22 protein-coding genes are annotated in these 19,763 nt (G+C 68.6%); 11 read left to right on the top strand and 11 right to left on the bottom strand.

Features of this window, described 5'->3' with window-relative positions:
- Positions 1 to 279 precede the first annotated feature (279 nt).
- Positions 280 to 1,293 carry a transporter gene (locus ACIQ09_RS16430; protein WP_398312230.1) on the bottom strand — a complete coding sequence of 338 codons (1,014 nt, stop codon included), beginning with the start codon at positions 1,291 to 1,293 and terminating at the stop codon, positions 280 to 282.
- Positions 1,294 to 1,448: 155 nt separating this feature from the next.
- On the opposite strand from ACIQ09_RS16430, the gene ACIQ09_RS16435 reads away from it, so the two are divergent.
- Positions 1,449 to 1,835, top strand: coding sequence for a DUF6970 domain-containing protein (locus tag ACIQ09_RS16435; RefSeq protein WP_398312233.1), 387 nt, complete (start codon positions 1,449 to 1,451; stop codon positions 1,833 to 1,835).
- Here ACIQ09_RS16435 and ACIQ09_RS16440 read toward each other — a convergent pair.
- The 5 genes from ACIQ09_RS16440 to ACIQ09_RS16460 form a co-directional block, all read right to left on the bottom strand.
- Positions 1,832 to 3,118 (bottom strand): Glu/Leu/Phe/Val dehydrogenase, encoded by a 1,287-nt coding sequence (locus ACIQ09_RS16440; protein ID WP_398312236.1) that lies wholly within the window; start codon positions 3,116 to 3,118, stop codon positions 1,832 to 1,834. The two genes, ACIQ09_RS16435 and ACIQ09_RS16440, sit on opposite strands and share 4 nt — an antisense overlap.
- A gap of 86 nt (positions 3,119 to 3,204) precedes the next feature.
- Entirely contained in the window at positions 3,205 to 3,981 is a 777-nt protein-coding gene (locus ACIQ09_RS16445) for a LamB/YcsF family protein (RefSeq protein WP_398312239.1), read from the bottom strand.
- A 13-nt stretch (positions 3,982 to 3,994) separates the two neighbouring features.
- Positions 3,995 to 5,017 carry a biotin-dependent carboxyltransferase family protein gene (locus tag ACIQ09_RS16450; protein ID WP_398312242.1) on the bottom strand — a complete coding sequence of 341 codons (1,023 nt, stop codon included), beginning with the start codon at positions 5,015 to 5,017 and terminating at the stop codon, positions 3,995 to 3,997.
- On the bottom strand, positions 5,014 to 5,715 hold the full coding sequence (gene pxpB / locus ACIQ09_RS16455; protein WP_398312245.1) for a 5-oxoprolinase subunit PxpB: 702 nt from the start codon (positions 5,713 to 5,715) through the stop codon (positions 5,014 to 5,016). Before pxpB ends, ACIQ09_RS16450 begins: the two co-directional genes overlap by 4 nt.
- 39 nt (positions 5,716 to 5,754) lie before the next feature.
- A complete protein-coding gene (locus tag ACIQ09_RS16460) occupies positions 5,755 to 6,417 on the bottom strand; it encodes a DUF4197 domain-containing protein (protein ID WP_398312248.1) in 663 nt (220 codons plus the stop codon).
- Between the two features lie 137 nt (positions 6,418 to 6,554).
- Here ACIQ09_RS16460 and ACIQ09_RS16465 point away from each other — a divergent pair, with 137 nt between their 5' ends.
- The 8 genes from ACIQ09_RS16465 (at position 6,555) to bluB (ending at position 13,753) form a co-directional block, all read left to right on the top strand.
- Positions 6,555 to 6,962 (top strand): TlpA disulfide reductase family protein, encoded by a 408-nt coding sequence (locus ACIQ09_RS16465; RefSeq protein WP_398312251.1) that lies wholly within the window; start codon positions 6,555 to 6,557, stop codon positions 6,960 to 6,962.
- On the top strand, positions 6,959 to 8,197 hold the full coding sequence (locus ACIQ09_RS16470) for an efflux RND transporter periplasmic adaptor subunit (protein WP_398312254.1): 1,239 nt from the start codon (positions 6,959 to 6,961) through the stop codon (positions 8,195 to 8,197). Before ACIQ09_RS16465 ends, ACIQ09_RS16470 begins: the two co-directional genes overlap by 4 nt.
- Before the next feature lie 34 nt (positions 8,198 to 8,231).
- A complete protein-coding gene (locus ACIQ09_RS16475) occupies positions 8,232 to 9,452 on the top strand; it encodes an ABC transporter permease (RefSeq protein WP_398312257.1) in 1,221 nt (406 codons plus the stop codon).
- A complete protein-coding gene (locus ACIQ09_RS16480) occupies positions 9,449 to 10,186 on the top strand; it encodes an ABC transporter ATP-binding protein (protein ID WP_398312260.1) in 738 nt (245 codons plus the stop codon). The genes ACIQ09_RS16475 and ACIQ09_RS16480 overlap by 4 nt, the downstream gene beginning before the upstream one ends.
- A 37-nt stretch (positions 10,187 to 10,223) precedes the next feature.
- On the top strand, positions 10,224 to 10,538 hold the full coding sequence (locus tag ACIQ09_RS16485; RefSeq protein WP_398312263.1) for a hypothetical protein: 315 nt from the start codon (positions 10,224 to 10,226) through the stop codon (positions 10,536 to 10,538).
- Positions 10,539 to 10,633: 95 nt separating this feature from the next.
- Positions 10,634 to 11,431 carry a J domain-containing protein gene (locus tag ACIQ09_RS16490; protein WP_398312266.1) on the top strand — a complete coding sequence of 266 codons (798 nt, stop codon included), beginning with the start codon at positions 10,634 to 10,636 and terminating at the stop codon, positions 11,429 to 11,431.
- 76 nt (positions 11,432 to 11,507) lie between these two features.
- The gene (gene dbpA, locus ACIQ09_RS16495; RefSeq protein WP_398312269.1) at positions 11,508 to 12,974 is read left to right on the top strand and encodes an ATP-dependent RNA helicase DbpA; all 1,467 of its coding nucleotides are present in this window, start codon (positions 11,508 to 11,510) and stop codon (positions 12,972 to 12,974) included.
- 89 nt (positions 12,975 to 13,063) lie between these two features.
- Complete coding sequence (bluB, locus tag ACIQ09_RS16500; RefSeq protein ID WP_398312272.1) at positions 13,064 to 13,753, top strand: 5,6-dimethylbenzimidazole synthase; 690 nt, start codon at positions 13,064 to 13,066, stop codon at positions 13,751 to 13,753.
- Between the two features lies 1 nt (position 13,754).
- Here the strand turns inward: bluB and ACIQ09_RS16505 are convergent, their stop codons facing one another.
- The 3 genes from ACIQ09_RS16505 to ACIQ09_RS16515 are packed head-to-tail and all read right to left on the bottom strand — an operon-like array spanning position 13,755 to position 15,606.
- Positions 13,755 to 14,084, bottom strand: coding sequence for a transcriptional regulator (locus ACIQ09_RS16505; protein WP_398312275.1), 330 nt, complete (start codon positions 14,082 to 14,084; stop codon positions 13,755 to 13,757).
- Between the two features lie 37 nt (positions 14,085 to 14,121).
- Complete coding sequence (locus ACIQ09_RS16510) at positions 14,122 to 14,520, bottom strand: hypothetical protein (RefSeq protein WP_398312277.1); 399 nt, start codon at positions 14,518 to 14,520, stop codon at positions 14,122 to 14,124.
- A 33-nt stretch (positions 14,521 to 14,553) separates the two neighbouring features.
- The gene (locus tag ACIQ09_RS16515) at positions 14,554 to 15,606 is read right to left on the bottom strand and encodes a hypothetical protein (RefSeq protein ID WP_398312280.1); all 1,053 of its coding nucleotides are present in this window, start codon (positions 15,604 to 15,606) and stop codon (positions 14,554 to 14,556) included.
- Positions 15,607 to 15,763: 157 nt separating this feature from the next.
- Between ACIQ09_RS16515 and ACIQ09_RS16520 the strand changes: the two genes are divergently transcribed.
- On the top strand, positions 15,764 to 16,672 hold the full coding sequence (locus ACIQ09_RS16520; protein ID WP_296567574.1) for a recombination-associated protein RdgC: 909 nt from the start codon (positions 15,764 to 15,766) through the stop codon (positions 16,670 to 16,672).
- 358 nt (positions 16,673 to 17,030) lie between these two features.
- On the opposite strand, the gene ACIQ09_RS16525 is transcribed toward ACIQ09_RS16520, so the two are convergent.
- Together ACIQ09_RS16525 and fabI are read right to left on the bottom strand one after the other, a co-directional pair.
- Complete coding sequence (locus ACIQ09_RS16525) at positions 17,031 to 17,624, bottom strand: hypothetical protein (RefSeq protein WP_398312283.1); 594 nt, start codon at positions 17,622 to 17,624, stop codon at positions 17,031 to 17,033.
- A gap of 16 nt (positions 17,625 to 17,640) precedes the next feature.
- Complete coding sequence (gene fabI / locus ACIQ09_RS16530) at positions 17,641 to 18,420, bottom strand: enoyl-ACP reductase FabI (protein WP_296407593.1); 780 nt, start codon at positions 18,418 to 18,420, stop codon at positions 17,641 to 17,643.
- Positions 18,421 to 18,556: 136 nt separating this feature from the next.
- On the opposite strand from fabI, the gene ACIQ09_RS16535 reads away from it, so the two are divergent.
- Positions 18,557 to 19,066, top strand: a complete 510-nt coding sequence (locus ACIQ09_RS16535; protein ID WP_398312287.1) for an HAD domain-containing protein — start codon at positions 18,557 to 18,559, stop codon at positions 19,064 to 19,066.
- Positions 19,067 to 19,763 lie beyond the last annotated feature (697 nt).

A 19,763-nucleotide genomic window follows, 5' to 3' on the forward strand; every position in this document is an offset into this window, starting at 1 on the left:
CCTGCATTTCCTCTCCCCTCTGGCGCGCCGACTGGAGGGTTCGGCAGGCGGAAAAAGGGCTGCGCATGTTTGAGCCCGCAGGGCGAGTTTGCGCAGACCCCGCCTGACGGACCCGGAAGGAGGGCACCCCCGAAGGGGGCGCGACAGCGGGGTACGCTTTCTTGCCTTCTTCTTTGTCGTACAACAAAGAAGAAGGTCGCCCGCCGGGGCGAGACCCGGCCAATGTGACGTGGAAGAACGGAAAGCCACGGACGCTAGGGCGGGCGAGCTCAGGGGGGCTTACTCCTCCCGCCCCCGGAATGCCCACCACGCCGCCACCACCGTGAAGCTGGCGATGATCGCCACGACGATCCAGAAGCCATGGACGTGTTCGGCCAGGGGGACGCCCCCCACGTTCATGCCCAGCAGGCCGGCGATCATGTTGATGGGCAGGGCCAGCACCGTGACCATGGTCAGCACGAAGACGCTGCGGTTGGTCTCTTCCGTCACCTGCGCGGCGATTTCTTCCTGCAGCAGCTTGATGCGCTCCTGCACCGCGGTCATGTCGCCGAGCACGGCAGAGAACTCTTCGGTGGAATGACGCAGCTCATGCACGTCGCCCTGGGCGATCCAGCCGGGAGGCTGGTTGAGCAGGCGGAAGAGGGCGCCGGGTTCCGGGGCGAGCAGGCGGCGCAGGCGTACCAGCACCCGGCGCAGGGCGCCGAGCCGCGCCCGGCTGTGCTTGACGCGGCCGACCAGGAGGCTGTCTTCCACCTTGTCTACGCGTTCGGTCGCGGCGCGGACGATCTGCACCAGCACATCCGCCTGGTCGCGCAGCAGATGGGTCAGCAGGGCCACGCTGGAATCGAAGGTCTCGCCGTTCTTCACCGCCGCACGCAGGCGGTCGATGGAGCGCAGGGGTTGCAGGCGAGCACTCACCAGGGTGCGCTCATCCACGCATATCCACAGGGTGGCGATCTGCGAGGGCTCAAAGTCGAATTCGTAGAGCACATCGTTGACCACCGCGATCAGGGCGTTGTGGGCGTACTCGATGCGGGTCGAGCGGGAGCCCTCATGGAGGGCGTCGAAGAAGGCATCCACGCTGTCCAGGTGTTCCCGCAGCCAGCGTTCGGTGGCAGCGTTGGCGAGGTTGAAATGCAACCAGGCGAAGGCGCCGTCGGTCGTGTTCCGGCCTTCCAGCCAGCGGGCGGCCTGGATCGTGTCCATGGGCTGGCCCTGGGCACCGGGGTGGAACAGGTAGCCGGAGATCAGGCCGGAACGATCAGAGCCATAGGCGGCATCGGTGGGCAGCACGGCAGGTAGACAAAGCTTCGGAGCCGCGAGCCTGCCCGTGCCGGATGACAGGGGTGTGACGATTCAATAACATCAGACAGGGTGACAGGCCGTGGCGCGCGGTGAATACTGCAGGCCCGCCGGGCCGCGCCCTGGCCCAGCCACCGGATACCGCCATGAATATTCTCGGGATACTCCACCGCCTCTGGCTTCCCGCCGTCCTGATCGTTGTCACGTGTTTCGTGGCACCGGCCCGGGCCGACGACGACGGGGAGGCGGCAACGATAGGGCGGCTGGTGGCGGAGATCCTCGCCTCGCCCCCGGATCGCCATCCCCGTAGCATCAGCCGGCATGTGCTGCTGGGGCGGACGTATTTCTACGTGCCCGCCCCGTGCTGCGACCAGTACAACCGGCTCTATACCGCCGAGGGGGTGTATCTGTGTGCACCTGACGGCGGCGTTCACGGCGGCGGCACCCGCGACCGGGAATGCCCCCATCTCCGCATCAACCGTGCGGCTGGCTCCGTGGTTTGGCAGGACCCGCGGCCGGCGGCCAGACCTTAGGGGTACAGGCCCCGCAGCTTGTGGGCGAGCAGCACCCGCTCGCAGCCGAGCACGAAGGCGGCCGTGCGCATTACGATGCCTTTGCTCCGGGCGGCCTCCCAGACGGCGGCGAAGGCCTCGCGCATGATCCGGTCGAGGCGGGCGTTGATCTCGTCCTCGGTCCAGAAGAAGGCGCTGATGTCCTGCACCCATTCGAAGTAGCTCACGGTCACGCCGCCGGCGTTGGCCAGCACGTCGGGGATCACGGTGATGCCGCGCTCCTGCAGGATCAGGTCGGCCTCCGGTGTGGTGGGGCCGTTGGCGCCTTCGACGATCAGGCGGGCACGGATCAGCCCGGCGTTGGCGGCGGTGATCTGGTTCTCCATGGCCGCCACCACCAGGATGTCGGCGTCGGCGGACCAGAAGCGCTCCGCGTCGATGGTCTCTGCTCCCGGGGCGCCGAGCAGGCTGCGCTGGGTCTGGCGCCAGGCCTTGACGGCCTGGAGATCAAGCCCCGCCGGGTTGGCGATGGAACCCGAGCCGTCCTGCAGGGCCACCACCCGGGCGCCGGCCTCGGCGAACAGGCGCGCCGCGGCCTCACCCACGTTGCCGAAGCCCTGCACCGCCACCCGCGCCCCGGCGATCTCCAGGCCCAGGTGCCGGGCGGCTTCCACGGTGGTCACGAAGACGCCGCGGCCGGTGGCGTCCTTGCGCCCGAGGCTGCCCCCCAGGTTGACCGGCTTGCCGGTGACCACGCCCATGGTGGTGCGGCCCTCGTTCATGGAGTAGGTGTCCATGATCCAGGCCATGGTCTGCTCGTTGGTGTTGATGTCGGGGGCGGGGATGTCCTTGTCCTGGCCCAGCAGGATGTGGATTTCGCTGGTGTAGCGGCGGGTCAGGCGTTCCAGCTCGGCAAGGGACAGCTGCTTCGGGTCCACCCGTACGCCGCCCTTGGCGCCGCCGTAGGGCACATTGACCACGGCGTTCTTCACCGTCATCCAGGCCGACAGGGCCATCACCTCCGACAGGGTGACCTGGGGGTGGAAGCGGATGCCGCCCTTGCCGGGGCCGCGGGCCAGGTTGTGCTGCACCCGGTAGCCCTCGAAATGGGCCATCTCGCCATTGTCGAGGCGGATCGGCACGTTGACGATCAGCGCCCGCATGGGCCGGGTGAGGATGGGGGCGAGGGGGCGCAGCTCCGGCGCCAGGTGGGGCTCGACCCGATCCACCTGGATCAGGAAGGTCTCCCAGGGGCCCAGGTGTTCGGGGGACAGGTAGGAGGGGATGTGGGAGACGTTGTTCATTGTTGTTTCTCCTCGGGTTGGCCCTCGGTGGACGCCTGGCCTGGCTGCGGGTTCCGTGAGTCGTGCCGGCGGGCCGGCCATCCTGCTCAGTCGGTGGCAATCGCCTCGAGGCCGGCCAGGCGGTAGCCCCGTTCGAGCAGCCCGGCCCGCAGGCTGCGGGCTGTGGCCACCGCGTCGGGGCCGTCGCCGTGCACACAGATGCTGCCGATGGGGGTGGGCCGGTGGGTGCCGTTCACCGAGATGAGTGCCCCGGCTTCGAGCATGGCGAGCACATGGGCGAGGGCGGCGGCGGCGCCGTGGATCAGGGCGTCGGGGCGGCTGCGTGGCACCAGGCTGCCGTCGTCCTGGTAGGCCCGGTCGGCGAAAATCTCCTCCACCACCCGCAGCCCGGCCCGGCGGCCGGCGGCGGCCAGGGCCGAGCAGGCCGGGGCGAGGAGGATCAGGCTGGCGTCGAAGGCCCGGATGGCCGTGACCACGGTGCCGGCCAGGGTGGCGTCCACGCAGGCCATGTTGGACAGGGCGCCATGGGGTTTGACGTGGACCATGGCCAGGCCTTCGGTCCGGGCCATGCCGGCCAGGGCGGCCATCTGGTAGATCAGGATGGCTTCCAGTTCGGCCGCGGGCAGGGTCATGGGGCGCCGTCCGAAGCCCTGCAGGTCGGGGTAGGCGGGGTGGGCACCCACACCCACGCCGGCCGCCCTGGCCCGGCGCAGGGTGTCCCGCATGACCAGCGGATCGCCAGCATGAAAGCCGCAGGCGATGCTGGCGCTGTCGAGGCTGCCCAGGAGTTCGGTGTCCTGGCCCATCTGCCAGGCGCCGAAGCTCTCGCCCAGATCGGCATTGAGGTTGAGGATGCGGGTCATTGCCAGGTCTCGTTCAGTCGGGCCACAGGTGGGGGTCGTCGCCGCGCACGGCTGCGCCGGCCAGGTTGGCGGCCAGCAGCACGGCGCTGTCCGGGTCGCCGCCTGCCTGGGCGGGCCGGGCGCCGGCCAGCCAGTCGCTCAGTCGGCGGGCCAGCGCGGCCCGGGCGGCGGCGGCTTCGTCCGCGTCCACCGCACGGAAGCGGATCTCGTCACCGGGCTGCAGGTGGGCCAGGCGCGGCAGGTCGGCGCGGATCACGGTGGCAATCTTGGGGTAGCCGCCCACGGTCTGGCAATCGGCCAGCAGCAGGATGGGCTGCCCGTCGGCCGGCACCTGGATGGCGCCGGGGGTCACGCCGTCGGAGACGATGTCGGCGCCGCGCTGATTGTGGGCCAGGGCCGGCCCGGCCAGACGCAGGCCCATGCGGTCGCGCTGGCGGGTCACGCGGAAAGGCCCGGTGTAGAAGTGGTCGAGGGCGGCGGCGGTGAAGTGATCGTCCTGGGGGCCGGGGATGACCCGGATCGGGCCGTTTTCATGGCTCAGCGCCACGTTCTGCCGCTCGCCGCAGTGCCCGCGGGCGGCGCGGCAGGGCAGGGTGGTGGCCGCGTGGATCAGCCCGGCACGGGCGTAGGTCGAGCGGCTGCCGAGCATGGGCGGGGTGAGCAGGCCGCCTTCGACGGCGATATAGCCGACGCCGCGGGGGCTGCCCACCTGCAGCTGCTCACCGGGCTGCAGGCTCAGCGTGGACCAGGCCGGAACCGCCTGGCTGGCGCCCGAGGGGCCGATGCGTCGGGCGCCCATGGTGCCCGCCAGGGCGATGCGCACCGGTGCGTCGAGGGCCTGCAGCAGGGGGCCGGCGAGCAGTACCTCGAGCCCGGCAGCGCCGGCCGGATTGCCGAGCAGGCCGTTGGCTGCGGCCAGGAAGACCGGGTCCAAGGCGCCGGACAGGGGCACGCCGATGCGTCGATGGCCGTGGCGCCCGTCATCCTGGATGCTGACGCCGAGGCCCGGCGAGCGGATCTCCAGGCTGGCGCTCACGATGCGGCCAGGGCTTCCGGCCCCACGGCCTGCCAGCGTACCCGGTCGCCGGGGGCGAAGAGGGCGGGGTGGTCGGCCCGGGTGGCATCGAAGAGAGTCACCGGGCTGCGCCCCACCAAGCGCCAGCCACCCGGGCTGTCCCAGGGGTAGATGGCGCCCATGCGTCCGGCGATGGCCACCGAGCCGGCCGGCACGCGTGGGCGCGGTGTGGCCAGGCGGGGCATCTCCAGGCTGGCGGGCAGGCCACCGAGATAGGGAAAACCGGGCAGGAAGCCGAGCATGCGTACCGTGAATTCGGTGGCGGTGAGCTGCGCGATGACTGCTTCACGGCTCAGCCCGCAGGCCACCGCCACGGCGTCCAGGTCAGGGGCGAATTCGCCGTCGAAACATACCGGGATGGTCCACTCGCGCCCACTACCGGTGGCCTGCCGGCCTTCGGCGGCCAGGGCCTGGAGGCGGGTGGCGAGGTGCTGGGGAGGGCAGCGGTCGGGATCGAAATGCACCGTGACCGAGCGGAAGGTGGGCACCCACTCGATCACCCCGGACAGCCCGCCCGCGGCCTGCAGCTCGGTCAGCCCGGCGGCAAAGCCGAGCACCCGGGCCTGGATGTCCGGGGGGACGTCCCTGGCCTGGGGCGGGCCGAACTCCACCGTGAAGGCGGCGTCGCCCAGGGCGAACAGGCGGGGCGGTGGATGCACGCTGGCAGGCAGGGGCCGTGGCCCCCGCGGAACCCGGGCCTACTGCCCAATGGCGCCGAAGACCTTCTTGGCCAGGCCGCCGGCGGCACCCACCGGATCCTTGCGGATGGCCTTTTCCTCTTCGGCGATCATCAGGAAGAGGCCGTCGAGGGCCTTGCGGGTCACGTAGTTCTCGATCTTCAGCTCGTCGCCCTTGGCCAGACCGAACTGGTTGGCCTTGCTGGCGAGCTTGTTGTACTGGGCCGACAGGGACAGCTTGTCGGTGGCCTCCTTGACGGTGGGCAGGAAGGACTCGGCCAACTGGCCCGAGGTCTTGTCCTTGAAGTAGCGGGTGGCCGCGTCGTCACCGCCGGAGAGGATCTTCTTGGCGTCCTCGACGCTCATCTTCTTCACGGCGTCCACGAGCAGGGGCTTGGCCTTGGGCACGGCCTGTTCGGCGGCCTTGTTCATGGTGGCAACCAGGGCGTCCAGGTCCTTGCCGCGGCCCATGGTGCGCAGCATGCTCTCCATGGGGGCGAGGCTGTCGGGCAGGCCGATCTTCACTTTCGGGTTGTTGAGGAAACCACCGTCACTTCCCAGTTGTCCTACTGCTTTCTCGGCCCCCTGGGCCAGAGCTTCACGCAAACCACCGGAGGCATCCTTGTCGGTGAGGTCGGCAAGTCCCAGGGCCCAGGCCTGACCACAGATGACAAGCAGCAGCAAAGCTCGCAGAATCCCACGCACGGCACACCTCTCTCTTCCGGTTAAAAACAATGTTTCTCAAGGCTATCACGCGCCTTCTGGCTACAGTCGCCCTCCTTGCACTCCTTAACGCTTGCAGTCAGCCGGTGGCGCCGGATGTGCGGTACACCACGCTCGACGGGCAGAGCGCCCGCCTGGGTGCCCTCAAGGGCAAGGTGGTGCTGGTGAACTTCTGGGCCACCACCTGCACCAGCTGCGTGGCCGAGATGCCCAAGCTGGTGGAAACCCACCGCAAGTTTGCCCCCCGCGGCTATGAGACGGTGGCCATCGCCATGAACTACGATCCCCCCGGGTACGTGCGCAATTTTGCCGCCCGTAACGGCCTACCCTTCACCGTGGCCCTCGATACCACTGGCGAGGCCGCCAAGGGCTTCGAGGAGGTGCGCCTCACCCCCACTACCTTCGTGATTGACCGCCAGGGGCGCATCGTCCAGAAATTCCTGGGCGAGCCTGACTTCCCCAAGCTCCACGCTCTCCTCGACAAGCTGCTGGCGGAGCCGGCATGAAGCGCCGCAACCTGATCCTGGCGCTGGCCGCGGCCGGCGTGGTGGCGGCTGCCGTACTGTGGCCGCGAGGGCGTGAGGTGGACGTGGTCAGCGTTGCCCGGGCACCCCTGACCCAGTCGGTGGTGGCCACCGGGCGCATCGCCACACCGGCGCGCATTGTCATCGGCAGCCCCCTGGCGGCCACCGTGCTGGAGGTGAAGGTGCGCGAGGGCGACCCCGTGCACCCCGGGCAGGTCCTGGCCCGCCTGCGCGCCGACGACGCCGAAGCCCTTGTGGGCCAGGCTGCCGCCGCCCTGGCCGAGGCCGAGGCGCGCTTTGCCCAGATCGAGACCGTCAGCCGCCCAGTGGCCGCCCAGCAACTCGCCCAGGCCGAGGCCAACCGCAAGGTGGCCGTGGCCGAGGCCGAACGTGCCCGCCAGCTGGTGGCCAAGGGTTTCTACGCCCAGTCGAAGGCCGACGATGCCCTGCGCAACGCCGCCAATGCCGCGTCCGCGGCCGATACGGCCCGCGCCCAGCTGGCCGCCCAGCAGGCCGGTGGCAGTGAGCGCGAGGCCGCCCGCGCCCGGGTGGACCAGGCCCGTGCCCAGCTCGTCAATGCCCGTGCCCGTGCCGCCCAGCTCACCCTGACCGCCCCCGCCGCCGGCGTGGTGCTGACCCGCAAGGCCGAGCCCGGCGACGTGGCCACTGCCGGCAAGGTGCTGCTGGAGCTGGCCGAGGCCGGCGAGACCCGCGTCTATGCCACCGTGGACGAAAAAAACCTGCGCCTCCTCAAGCCCGGCCAGAAGGCCCGCGGCGTGGCGGACGCCTTTCCGGCCCAGCCCTTCGACGCCGAGCTCTACTACCTGGCGCCGGCCGTGGACCCCCAGCGCGGCACCGTCGAGACCCGCTTCCGGGTACCCGCGGCCCCGCCCTTCCTGCGCCCCGACATGACCGTCTCCGTCGAGACCATCACCGGCCACCGGGATGCCACCCTGGTCCTGCCCGCCGAGGCGGTGCGCGACCCGGACAGCGGCAAGCCCTGGGTGCTGGTGGCCCGGGACGGCATCGCCACCCGTGCCGAGGTCGGCCTCGGTCTGAGCGGCATCGGTCGCGTCGAGATCCTCACCGGCCTGGCCGAGGGCGACCAGGTGGTGCTGCCCACCGGCGGCGCCCTGGAAGGCGACCGGCTGCGCATCCGCGAAGCCCGCAAGCCCAAGGTGTCGGGCGTGCAGGTGCCCCAGGGCATGACCCGCTGATGGCCGCCCCGGCTGGCCCGCGGAGCACCCCGACATGAAGTTCCGGCTCCCCTTCGCGCCCCTCGTGGCCCTGCGCTTCCTGCGCGAGGGGCGCATGCAGACCCTGCTGATCCTCGCCGGCACCACCGGTGGCGTGGCGGTGATCGTATTCCTGACCCAGCTCATCACCCAGCTCCAGGCACAGATCGTGGACCGGGTGCTGGGCAGCCAGGCCCACGTGGTGATCCGCCCGGCCGAGGAGGTCAATCGGCGCGCCATCGACGACGCCGGCTTTGCCTCCATCGTCGAGCCCCGCGCCCAGCGCCTGCGCTCCATCGACCAGTGGGAGAACATCGCCCGTCTGGCCGCCGACATGCCCGGGGTGACCGCGGTGTCGCCGGTGGTCACCGGCCCGGCCTTCGCCGTGCGCGGCCAGGCCAGCAAATCGGTGGCCCTGATGGGGGTGGACGCCGAACGCTACCGGCGCATTGTGCGCATGGAGGAATACATGGTGGCCGGGCGCTTTGCCGTGGAAGGCACCCGGGCGGTGATCGGCAGCGAGCTGGCCAAGGACCTGGGCATCCGCATGGACGACAAGCTGCGGGTGGCCCTGCCCAATGGCCGTGATGAGCTGCTGCAGGTGGGGGGCATCTTCGACATCGGCAACAAGGATCTCAACCGCCGCTGGGTCTTCGTGACCCTGCCCCTGGCCCAGAGCCTGCTCGACCTGCCCGGCGGCGTGTCCAACCTGGACCTCACCGTGGCCGACATCTTCGAGGCCCAGCCAGTGGCCGACCGCCTGCGCGGCGCCACCAGCCTCAACGTGGAGAGCTGGATGCAGACCAACGCCCAACTGCTCGCGGCCCTGCGCAACCAGTCGGTGTCCAACAATCTGATCCGCAGCTTCGTGGTCATCATCGTGGCCCTGGGCATCGCCAGCGTGCTGGTGGTCAGCGTGGTGCAGAAGCAGAAGGAGATCGGCATCCTGCGCGCCATGGGCGCCAGCCGCAGCATGATCCTGCAGATATTCCTGATCCAGGGGGCGGTGGTGGGGGCGGTGGGCTCGGTGCTCGGCAGCATGCTGGCCTTCACCCTGCTCAACGTGTTCTCAGCCATCTACCGCAACGCCGACGGCCAGCCCCTCTTTGCCGCCGAGCTGGAGCCGCGCTTCATCGCCATGGCGGCCCTGGTGGCCACTGCGGTGGGCCTGCTGTCGGCCCTCATCCCGGCGCGCCGTGCGGCACGCATGGACCCCGTGCAGGCGATCCGCTCATGAGCGCGGCGCCCGTCATCGAACTGGCCGGTCTCACCAAGGCCTACAACCTGGGCACGCCGGTGGAGACGGAGGTGCTGCACGGCATCGACCTGAGCCTGGCCGAGGGCGAGTTCGCCGCGCTGATCGGCCCCTCGGGCTCGGGCAAGAGCACGCTGCTCAACATCATCGGCTTGCTGGAGCGCCCCACCGGTGGCCGTCTGTCCATCGGCGGGCGGGACACCGCCAGCCTGTCCGAGGCCGAGATCACCCAGCTACGGGGGCGCAGCATCGGTTTCGTGTTCCAGTTCCACCACCTGCTGCCGGCCTTCACCGCCCTTGAGAACGTGATGATGCCCAGCATCATCGCCCGGGGCCGTCCCGACGACGAGGCCGAGGCCACGGCCCTCGCCTTGCTCGACGCCGTCGGCCTCAAGGCCCATGCCCTCAAGAAGCCCGCCGAGCTGTCCGGCGGTCAGCAGCAGCGGGTGGCGATCGCCCGTGCCCTGGCCCTGCGCCCGCGCCTGATCCTGGCCGATGAACCCACCGGCAACCTGGACACCCACACCGCCGACGACATCTTCGCCCTGCTGCGGGAATTCAACCGCCAGAGCAACTGCGCCTGCCTCATTGTCACCCACGACCCTCGCCTGGCCGCCCGCTGCGATCGCATCGTGCGGCTGGTGGATGGGCGGATTGCCGAGGACAGGGCCATCATCGCCGCGGGTGGCGCCCCGCTGGCTGAGGGATCATCATGAGCGGCGCCGGCCCCATCCTTTTCTGTGTCACATGCCCATGCCTCGCGTCCTCATCCTGCTGCTCCTGAGCCTCGTCTCCGCCCTTCCGGCCCTTGCCGACGAGGGCGGGTTATGCACCAGCGTGTGCGCCGCCGAGCGAAGCCAGTGTCAGAAGGATGCGCGCTCCATCGACCGCTTCGAGCGTGATACCTGGGTGTCACGGCAGGATGTCCGAGCCGGCTCCGACGCCAGTGCGGAGATGGAGCGTCTGGAGGCTCGGCGGGCCGAGGCCGACAAGCGGCGCTTCGAGCGTGACGCCGATTGCGAGGCCGCGTATGGACGCTGTACGGCAGATTGTCAGCCACTGCGCTGACCCGGGCTGCCAGAAGGTAGGAAGCCACCTTTCCGCAGATCCTGCACGTCGGCCATAATCACGTCCGCATCCCATCCAAACGTGTTTGCCATCCCATGAAGGCCAAGACCACCCTCTACGATCTGCTCGGACTCACCCCGGATGCCACCGAGGCCGAGATCCAGGCCGCTCACCGCCGCCTGATCGAGCGCTATCAGTCTGGCCAGCACGGGCTGCCCCCTGTGGATGCGGACAACCGCATCAAGGCCATCAAGGAGGCCGTCTGGATTCTCTCCGAACCCGGCCGGCGTGCCGCCTACGATGCCAGCCTGGTCCATGCCGCCTTCGCCGCGTCACCGCTGGCGGAGGGCGGCACGCCCCTGAAGGTGGAAATCAGCGACGTCAAATGGACGCCCGGGCGGATCATGCTGACCGTCATCGGTGGTCTGATGATTGTCGGCATGGTCATCCAGATCTTCTTTTCCCTGTTTGCCTTCAAGCAGGCCGGGCGCGTTGCCAGCGGCGAGATGGCATCCGAGGCACAGGAGCGGGTGATGGCCGCCGAGCGGCGCCAGATGTACGGCAACATGAGCGAGGCAGAGATCGCCGAACAGGAACGCCGGGAGCGCCAGGAACGGGCCGATTCCGCCAGCCGATACGATCAGGAGCGCCAGGAGCGAGCCCGCCGGGACGAGGAGCGCCGACGTGAGGAAGCCCTGCGTGAGCGCACCTACTATGCCGACCGGGTGTCCTCCGATCTGGAGCGCGCCGAGCAGGCCGCCCGCCAGCAGGCCGAGCGCGACCAACGCCAGAAGGAAGAGGCCGAGCGCCGTGCCGAGATGGAAGAGCAGCGGCGCGTGCAGGAGCGCCTGTCCCGGGAGCGGGCGCGTTGGCAGCAGGAGCTGCGCAACTGAACCGCCATTGAGGCTGCCCTCCCGGGCTTTTTCCTGTGTCGCCGGCGCGGGCCGGCGCTTTCCGGGATAATCCGGCATGAACTCGACCTTGCCCCCGCTGCCGGACGCCGATTCCGGCCCTGCCTCCGACGCCACCTTCGTTCCGCCCCCGGCCGCCGTCGTGGCGGCCCCCTTCGATCAGCTGCCCCTGCCGGCCCCGGTCATCGCCAACCTGGCGCGCCTCGGCTACCACGCCATGACGCCGATCCAGGCCGCCAGCCTGCCGGTGGCCTTGGCCGGGCATGACCTGATTGCCCAGGCCAAGACCGGCAGCGGCAAGACGGCCGCCTTCGCCCTGGCCTTGCTCGACCGCCTCAACCCGCGCAGCTTTGCCGTGCAGGCCCTGGTGCTGTGCCCAACCCGCGAGCTGGCCGAGCAGGTCACCCAGGAGATCCGCCGCCTGGCCCGTGCCGAGGAGAACATCAAGATCCTCAGCCTGTGCGGTGGCACGCCGATCCGCCCCCAGGCCGACAGCCTGGAGCACGGTGCTCACATCGTGGTGGGCACGCCGGGGCGCCTGATGGATCACATCTCCCGCGGCAGCCTCAAGCTCGACGCCCTGGGCACGCTGGTGCTGGACGAGGCCGACCGCATGCTCGACATGGGCTTCTTCGACGACATCGCCTACGTGGCCAAGGCCTGCCCGAAGGCGCGCCAGACCCTGCTGTTTTCGGCCACCTACCCGGAAGGCGTGGTGCGCCTGGCGCGCCAGTTCATGCGCCAGCCCCAGGAGATCTCCCTGCCCGAGCAGCATGCCGCCGAGATCATCCGCCAGCGCTTCTACGAGGTCACACCGGACCAGCGCCTCCACGCCGTGGGCCTGCTGCTGCGCCATTACCGCCCGGAGAGCACCCTGGCCTTCTGCAACACCAAGCAGCAGTGCCGCGACCTGATCGACGTGCTGCACGCCGAGGGCTTCCATGTGCTGGCCCTGCACGGCGAGCTCGACCAGCGCGACCGGGACCAGGTGCTGGTGCAGTTTGCCAACCGCAGCTGCTCGGTGCTGGTGGCCACCGACGTGGCCGCCCGCGGCCTCGACATCGCCCGCTTGGAGGCCGTGATCAACGTGGATGTGACCCCCGACCCGGAGGTGCATGTGCATCGCATCGGCCGCACCGGCCGGGCCGGCGAGGAAGGTTGGGCCCTGAGCCTGGCCAGCCCCAACGAGATGAACCGGGTGAACAACCTGGCCCGTGCCCATGGCTTCGAGCCGGTGTGGGAGTCCATCGACGCCCTCCAGGCCGAGGACCAGACGCCCCTGGTGCCGCCCATGGTGACCCTGCAGATCCTCGGTGGGCGCAAGGAAAAGATCCGCCCCGGCGACGTGCTGGGCGCCCTCACCGGCGAGGCCGGCTTTGCCGCCAGCCAGATCGGCAAGATCAACGTGAACGAGCAATCCACCTACGTGGCCGTGGAGCGCAGCATTGCCCGCAAGGCCCTGAAGCGGCTCGGTGACGGCAAGATCAAGGGCAAGAAGGTCCGCGTCCGCCTGCTCGACGAGTAAACTGGGTGCCATGGCGGGCGCGCCCGCCTCCGGCCTCGAATAACCTGTTCCCGGCAATCGAATTGCCCCCTGTCACCCGCGGATTGATCATGGTCGATTCCACCCCCGACGCCAGCCCCCACCGCTTTCCCGATGCCGATGTGGCAGCCATCTACCGCGTGATCGCCGAGCGGCGCGACATGCGTCACTTCCGTCCTGATCCGGTGGCGCCGGACCTGCTGGCGCGCCTGCTGTGGGCCGCCCACCACGCCCCCAGCGTGGGCTACATGCAGCCCTGGCGCTTCATCCGCATCACCGACCGGGGCCTGCGCGAGCGCATGCATGCCCTGGTCGAGGTGGAACGCTGCGCCACCGCCCGGGCCCTGGGCGAGCGCGAGGAGGACTTCATGCGCCTCAAGGTGGAAGGCCTGCTGGAGGCCGGTGAGGTGATCGTGGTGGCCCTGGCCGACGGGCGCGAGAAGCATGTTTTCGGCCGCCGCACCCTGCCCGAGATGGACCTGGCCTCGGTGGCCTGCGCCATCCAGAACATGTGGCTGGCGGCGCGGGCCGAAGGCATCGGCCTGGGCTGGGTGTCCATCTTCGACCCGGTGGCGCTGGCCGAGCTGCTGGGCATGCCCGCCGGCGCCCGGCCGGTGGCCATCCTGTGCATCGGCCACGTGGAGGCCTTCTACCCCCGTCCGATGCTGGAGATCCACCAGTGGGCCGAGCGCATGCCCCTGGAGACGGTGGTCTTCGAAAACGGCTGGCGTGACGAGGTCCCGGCGCCGACAGGAGGCTGAGCTACCCGCCAGCGTCCCGCGCCAGCACCCCCGGTACCCCATGGCTGTCGCCCATGGGTAACAACTTCTGCAGGGCCTTCACGTAGCGGTGCAGGGCATTCAGCCCGGTGGGGGTCAGGCTGTAGCTGGTCTGACTCCGCCCTGGGCCGTCGCTGCGGCGCAGGGACACGTAATCCGCAGCGATCAGCTTCTTGAGATGAGACTCAAGGTTGCCGTCGGACACATCCAGACTGCGCTTGAGTTCGGAGAAGCTGGCCTCGCCCGCACCGGCCAGGAAGGCAGCGAGCTGGGTGCGCAGGGGCTGGTGGAGAAGGGCGTCGAGGGGTTCCATGGGCGTTGGCCCGCGCCGGGCGGGCCGTTCCGTCTGCTTATTTCAGGTTGAATTCTGCCCGCATCGTGCCCGGATTGCGTCCATCCTGCTCGCCGGGCACGCGGATTTCGAAGTTTCCACCGATCACTTCATTGCCGGGCTTCCAGTTTTTACCGTCCAGGCTGGCCCACTGCTTGTAGGTGTAGACGTCCTGGCGGGTGCGCACGGTGAGGGTGCTGCGGGCTTCACCGTCGAGCAGGCTGCCATGGACACGCGCTTCGACCGGCAGGGGCGCGCCGGCCGGATAGTGCAGGATGAAGGGCTGGCCGGCAGGTGCGGTGTCGCCGAAGCGGACGACGGGCAGGCGGGCCAGCTCGTCGGCCCCCGGTTTGCCGAAACTGGCACAACCTGCCAGGGCGAAGGCGGCAAGGGCGCCGGCGGAAAGACGCAGGTTCACGGTAGGACTCCTTTTTGACATGGGGAAAGCGGGCTACTGACGGGCGCTGCCACCCTGGAAGTCCACCACCAGGGCAGACTCGACCTGGGGCCCGCGGGCCGGGTCGAGGCTGGCGCGCATCCAGGGGATGGAGATCCAGTGGGTTTCCCTTGCCAACCGCCAGGGGCCGCCGGGGGCGCGCACGTCGCCGGTGGGGTGGCCATCGCGCAGCAATATCTCCAGGGGCTGGTCGAGGGTCAGGGGCAGGATGGCATCGGGGGCCGGACGGAACAGATCGCCGGACACCTCGACCCGCACCGGCACGCGGGTGCCGGCAGGCAGGCCGACGATGCGCAGCCCGGCCAGATCGGCTCCGGAACGGAAGGCTTCCAGGGGTGTGACCGGTACTTCGGGCGGCAGCAGCGCGGAGGCGTAGCGGTGGCCGACGAGGGGGGCGGCCAGCACCAGCACCGTCCAAGCGGCGGCCTGGGCCAGGCGCAGGGTGAAGGGGCGCGTGCGGCCGTGGTCGAGAAGGCCCGACAGCATCGGCAGGCCGAGTCCGAACACCGAGGTGGCGATCCACTTCATGGTTTCGAAAGGCAGCCTGGCGGCCAGCCCGGCGACCCCGATGGCAATGATGATGCCGCCGGCCCATTCCAGCACCTCTTCCGAGAACAGCCCATGTACGTAAAGGGCCAGGCCGATCAGTACGAGCCACACGGTGCATAGCATGTAGGCGCCACCGAAGAAAAAGGTGGCGAAGGTGAAGAGCGTGCCGATACCCATCAGCAGCCACAGCATTTTGACCACCTGACGGTGGATGAAGGACCAGGTTTCGTCCCGGGCTGCCTTGATGCGCCGGGTCAGGTGCCAGTCGGCGTAGCCGGCGCCGCCCAGCACCAGGGCGATGTAGGCCAGCCACACCAGGGCACGTTGGGGTGTGTCGGGGATCTGCTCGGCGGTGAACACCGCGTCGCTGGACAGGAACAGCCCGGCGCCGGCGAGGCCCCACAGGATGAGGCTGTGGCGCTCCATGCGCAGATTGCGCTGACCACGGACGAGCATGGACTGGATGTTGTCGAGCTGGCGGGAGATGGGGTCGGCCATGATCGGGGATTCCGTTTGAATTGACTCTGCAGTTCAGAGTTATATGCTCTGAATTGCAGAGTGTCAACGGCATATCGTTCCGCCGAACGGTCAGGCAGGCCCGCGCTGAGCCGCTACAATGCCGCCTCTTTTCCATCAGCACGGATCGTTCCCCGCCATGTGGTTCCGCAATCTCCAGATCTACCGTCTCCCCGAAAACTGGGGCCTGACCGTCGAAACCCTCAACGAAAAGCTTGCCGCCCGGCCCTTTGCGCCCTGTGGCAGCCAGGACATGGCGAGCCGGGGCTGGAGTTCGCCGACCAAGGACGACCGCTTCGTGCTGGCCGTGGGCGGGCACTTCCTGGTGGCCTTGATGGTGGAGCAGAAGCTGCTGCCCTCATCGGTGGTCAATGAGGTGGCGGCCGACAAGGCCGAGCAGATCGAGGCCCAGCAGGGCTTCAAGCCCGGTCGCAAGCAGATGAAGGAGATCAAGGAGGCGGTGCTGCAGGAGCTGCTGCCCCGGGCCTTCACCCGGCGCCGCAAGGTGTACAGCTGGATCGACCCGAAGGGCGGCTGGCTGGTGATCGACGCCGCCAGCCCGGCCCGCGCCGAGGAAGTGCTGGACGCCCTGCGCGACACCCTGGACGAGCTGCCGGTGAAGATGGTCAAGACCGAGCTGTCACCCGTGTCGGTGATGACCGGCTGGTTGGCGGCCAACCAGGCCAGCGGCAACTTCACCATCGATCTGGACTGCGAGCTGCGCGCGGTCACCGACGAGAAGGCCGCCGTGCGCTACGTGCGCCACGCCCTCGACGGCAAGGACGTGCAGGACCACCTGGCCGCCGGCAAGCTGCCGACGCGCCTGGCCATGACCTTCGACGACCGCATCTCGATCATCCTGACCGAAAAGATGGAGATCAAGCGGGTGGCCTTCCTCGACGTGATCAAGGAAGAAGCCGAACGCCAGGCCGACGCCGCCGACATGCAGATGGAAGCCGATTTCGCGCTGATGAGCGGCGAACTGTCGCGCCTGATCCCGGCACTGCTGGAAGTGCTGGGCGGCGAGGTGAAGGACGCGGTGATCTGAAAGGGTGTGAGCCTGGCTGATCCGTGCAACTGCGCTCCCGTAGGGGCGACTTGTAGGGGCGACTTCAGTCGCCCATCCACGCGCCGATCACCGGCACGCCCTTGATTGAAGCCCGCGGGCGACTGAAGTCGCCCCTACCGCCCCCTGCAGCCACCGTCGGCGCCGCCCATAAACCCCACAAGCCTCACCCATCGGGTGATCCGGCCGAGGGCACCCAAACCCGCGTCAGCATTGGGTTTTCGTCGGGTTCAGGGAGGTCAACGGAGGAAAGCAGGGTGAATTCGACCCCACGGCACTCGTCAGGCAACTGATATCCGGTATCCGCAGGGGGGCGGTACATGCGCCAGCCTGCTGCCTGTCAGGGCAGGAACACCGGGTCGGACAGCACCAGCGTGCCGTCGGCGCGCATCATCAGGTTGTGGGGGTTGAGGATGTCCGGCTGCACGGGGTATTCCTCGATGAAGTCTGACAGGGCGGCGACGGCCTTGACCAGGCTCTCGGGCAGGTCCGGCGGCGGTGCCTGGCTGATGTGATAGAGGGCCAGGCGGCCGCGATTGACGCCCATGTTGGCCCATTTCTCGCAGCCTTCCCAGTAGGCCCGGGAGAGTAGCTGGGCGAGCGCCTCGGTTTCACCCGAGACGGGCAGCAGGCGTTCGATCTCGAGGAGACGGAAGGAGTAGCCCGAGCTGGCCTTGCCGATGACGCCGTGGTCGTGAAACAGGCGCGGAAAATGAAGGCCCGTGGGGCGATCATCGGCGGCGAGATAGAAGTAGTCGGCGGGCGAGCTGACCAGCTTGAAGACTCGCTGGCCGTCGCCGGGGTCGAGGACGATGGAGGACTCCCCCCGCCCAAGTTCGGGCAGGCCGTCGAGCAGGGGGTGGGCCGGAACCGGATCGGGCAGGGCGACACTGGCTGTCGTCTCGCCCGATCCGGCGGCAGGGTAGTCGATCATCGGGGACCGGAAGGTGTTACCCGATGATGTTGTACCCGGCATCCACGAAGTGCACGCCGCCAGACATGTTGCGGCCGGCGTCGGAGACCAGGAAGGCGGTCAGCGCGCCGATGTCTTCCGGGGTCACCAGGCGGTGCAGCGGGGAACGATCCACTGCGGCAGCCATCAGGCCGTCGAAGCCGGCGATGCCGGAGGCGGCGCGGGTCATCAGCGGGCCCGGGGAGATGGCATTGACGCGGATGTTCTTGGGGCCCAGTTCGAAGGCCATGTAGCGGGTGGCGGCTTCGAGGGCCGCCTTGCACAGGCCCATCACGCCGTAGTTGGCGATGACCTTTTCGCTGCCCAGGTAGGTCATGGTGATCAGCGAACCGCCACCGGCCTTGTCGAACAGGGGCTCGGCCTTGCGGGCCAGACGCACGAAGGAGTGGGTGGACACGTCCATGGCCAGGGCAAAGCCATCGGCGGAGGTATCAACCACGCGGCCATGCAGATCGTCGCGCTTGGCGAAGGCCATGGAGTGGATGGCGAAGTCGAGCTTGCCGTACTTGGCATCGATCTTGGCAAAGACATCGTCCATGGTCTCGGGCTTGGTCACGTCGAGCAGCAGCACGTCCTCGACACCCAGGCGGGTGACGATGGGCTCCAGGAAGGCCAGGGTCTTCTCATTCTGGTAGGTGATGACGACTTTTGCGCCGGCCTCGATACAGGATTCGGCAACACCGGTGGAGATGGACTTTTCATTGGCGATGCCGGTGATGAGGCCGACCTTGCCTTCGAGGTTGATAATGGGTTTCATGGCTGGGCTCCGTTGGATCGAGAAAAATTACCGCACTGCAACAATCGCTGACCTTAGAATAGTCTAACGTGACTGTTACGTAGTCATTTTTTCAATTAACGGCAAGTTTCCGCCTTTCCACAGTGCCCCTGTTGCGATGCATCAAAAAACGGCCGAAAACACCCCACCGGCGGTCCTGACCCCGGTCTACGTCTTCCTCGATTTCGACGGAGTGACCCATCCATGGGGTGAGGCGGAGGATTTTCGCTGCCTGCCCCTGCTGGAGTCGGTGCTGCGCGAGTACCCGGAGACGCGGGTGATCATTGCCTCCGACTGGCGCACCCTGTTCTCGCTGCAGAAGCTGTCGGCGCGCTTTTCGGAAGACCTCCGTGCGCGGGTGATCGACTGCTCGCCCACCATCTTCCCGCGCACGCCCAACGAGCTCTACGGCCTGCGCGAGCGGGAAGCCCGGCAATGGCTTGAACGCCGGGCTCCGGGGGCCGAATGGCTGGCCGTGGATGATGCCCCCGGCAACTGGCCGACCCGCGCCCGGCTGGTGCTGACGGATTTCAAACAGGGTTTCACGGAAGAAGACGCCGGGCGCATGCGGCGTCTTCTGGATGCCTTCCGCAGCGGGGCGTTCAAGGCGCCGGAGGCGGCAGTTTAACGCGTGACGCGCAACGGGCGTCCGCAGGCTCTGATGCTGACTGGGAGGGGCCGTGGGGTCGAATTCATTGGCGCTGTTCGCGTTAAGTATGGAAAGCGCTTTCACCCCTGCTAGGTAAGGCTCTCCATTGCCGTTACTGGCCGGCTTTCCGTTGTTTGGCATGACGTTGGCCGGGATTTCGCCCCGGCGGGCGACTGACTTTCTTGCTTCGCCAAGAAAGTCAGCAAAGAAGGCGACCCGCCACCCCCGGTCATTCGCTGCGCGAATGACTGCCCTGCGCTGCTCCCATCAGGCGGCCGGCGCGGAACTCGCCCTTCGGGCTCAGACAGCCGCGCCGGAAGGCCCCGCCTGCTGGTGCGCTGCTCGGCGGGGTCGGAACGGGCTTTTCGGATGCACCGAGCCCCTGCGAAACTTGAGTCGGGCACTGGCCGTTGATCACCTGCATTTCCTCTCCCCTCTGGCGCGCCGACTGGAGGGTTCGGCAGGCGGAAAAAGGGCTGCGCATGTTTGAGCCCGCAGGGCGAGTTTGCGCAGACCCCGCCTGACGGGCCCGGAAGGAGGGAACCCCCGAAGGGGGCGCGACAGCGGGGTACGCTTTCTTGCCTTCTTATATGGACGCCTCCCGTGTGACAAGCAAGTTTTTGAGTTTTGGCTCGGCGGATTCATTGCGGTCTTATATCCGGCCTGTTGATGCAGT

It is taken from the genome of Zoogloea sp. (assembly GCF_044344315.1).
Taxonomy (GTDB): Bacteria; Pseudomonadota; Gammaproteobacteria; order Burkholderiales; family Rhodocyclaceae; genus Zoogloea.

Bases quoted from the DNA above. Each gene is read 5' to 3' on its own strand.
- ACIQ09_RS16435 (WP_398312233.1), top strand. From the start codon at position 1,449: ATGAATATTCTCGGGATACTCCACCGCCTCTGGCTTCCCGCCGTCCTG.
- ACIQ09_RS16440 (WP_398312236.1), bottom strand. From the start codon at position 3,118: ATGAACAACGTCTCCCACATCCCCTCCTACCTGTCCCCCGAACACCTG.
- ACIQ09_RS16445 (WP_398312239.1), bottom strand. From the start codon at position 3,981: ATGACCCGCATCCTCAACCTCAATGCCGATCTGGGCGAGAGCTTCGGC.
- ACIQ09_RS16470 (WP_398312254.1), top strand. From the start codon at position 6,959: ATGAAGCGCCGCAACCTGATCCTGGCGCTGGCCGCGGCCGGCGTGGTG.
- ACIQ09_RS16475 (WP_398312257.1), top strand. From the start codon at position 8,232: ATGAAGTTCCGGCTCCCCTTCGCGCCCCTCGTGGCCCTGCGCTTCCTG.
- ACIQ09_RS16480 (WP_398312260.1), top strand. From the start codon at position 9,449: ATGAGCGCGGCGCCCGTCATCGAACTGGCCGGTCTCACCAAGGCCTAC.
- ACIQ09_RS16485 (WP_398312263.1), top strand. From the start codon at position 10,224: ATGCCTCGCGTCCTCATCCTGCTGCTCCTGAGCCTCGTCTCCGCCCTT.
- ACIQ09_RS16490 (WP_398312266.1), top strand. From the start codon at position 10,634: ATGAAGGCCAAGACCACCCTCTACGATCTGCTCGGACTCACCCCGGAT.
- dbpA (WP_398312269.1), top strand. From the start codon at position 11,508: ATGAACTCGACCTTGCCCCCGCTGCCGGACGCCGATTCCGGCCCTGCC.
- bluB (WP_398312272.1), top strand. From the start codon at position 13,064: ATGGTCGATTCCACCCCCGACGCCAGCCCCCACCGCTTTCCCGATGCC.
- ACIQ09_RS16505 (WP_398312275.1), bottom strand. From the start codon at position 14,084: ATGGAACCCCTCGACGCCCTTCTCCACCAGCCCCTGCGCACCCAGCTC.
- ACIQ09_RS16515 (WP_398312280.1), bottom strand. From the start codon at position 15,606: ATGGCCGACCCCATCTCCCGCCAGCTCGACAACATCCAGTCCATGCTC.
- ACIQ09_RS16520 (WP_296567574.1), top strand. From the start codon at position 15,764: ATGTGGTTCCGCAATCTCCAGATCTACCGTCTCCCCGAAAACTGGGGC.
- ACIQ09_RS16525 (WP_398312283.1), bottom strand. From the start codon at position 17,624: ATGATCGACTACCCTGCCGCCGGATCGGGCGAGACGACAGCCAGTGTC.
- fabI (WP_296407593.1), bottom strand. From the start codon at position 18,420: ATGAAACCCATTATCAACCTCGAAGGCAAGGTCGGCCTCATCACCGGC.
- ACIQ09_RS16535 (WP_398312287.1), top strand. From the start codon at position 18,557: ATGCATCAAAAAACGGCCGAAAACACCCCACCGGCGGTCCTGACCCCG.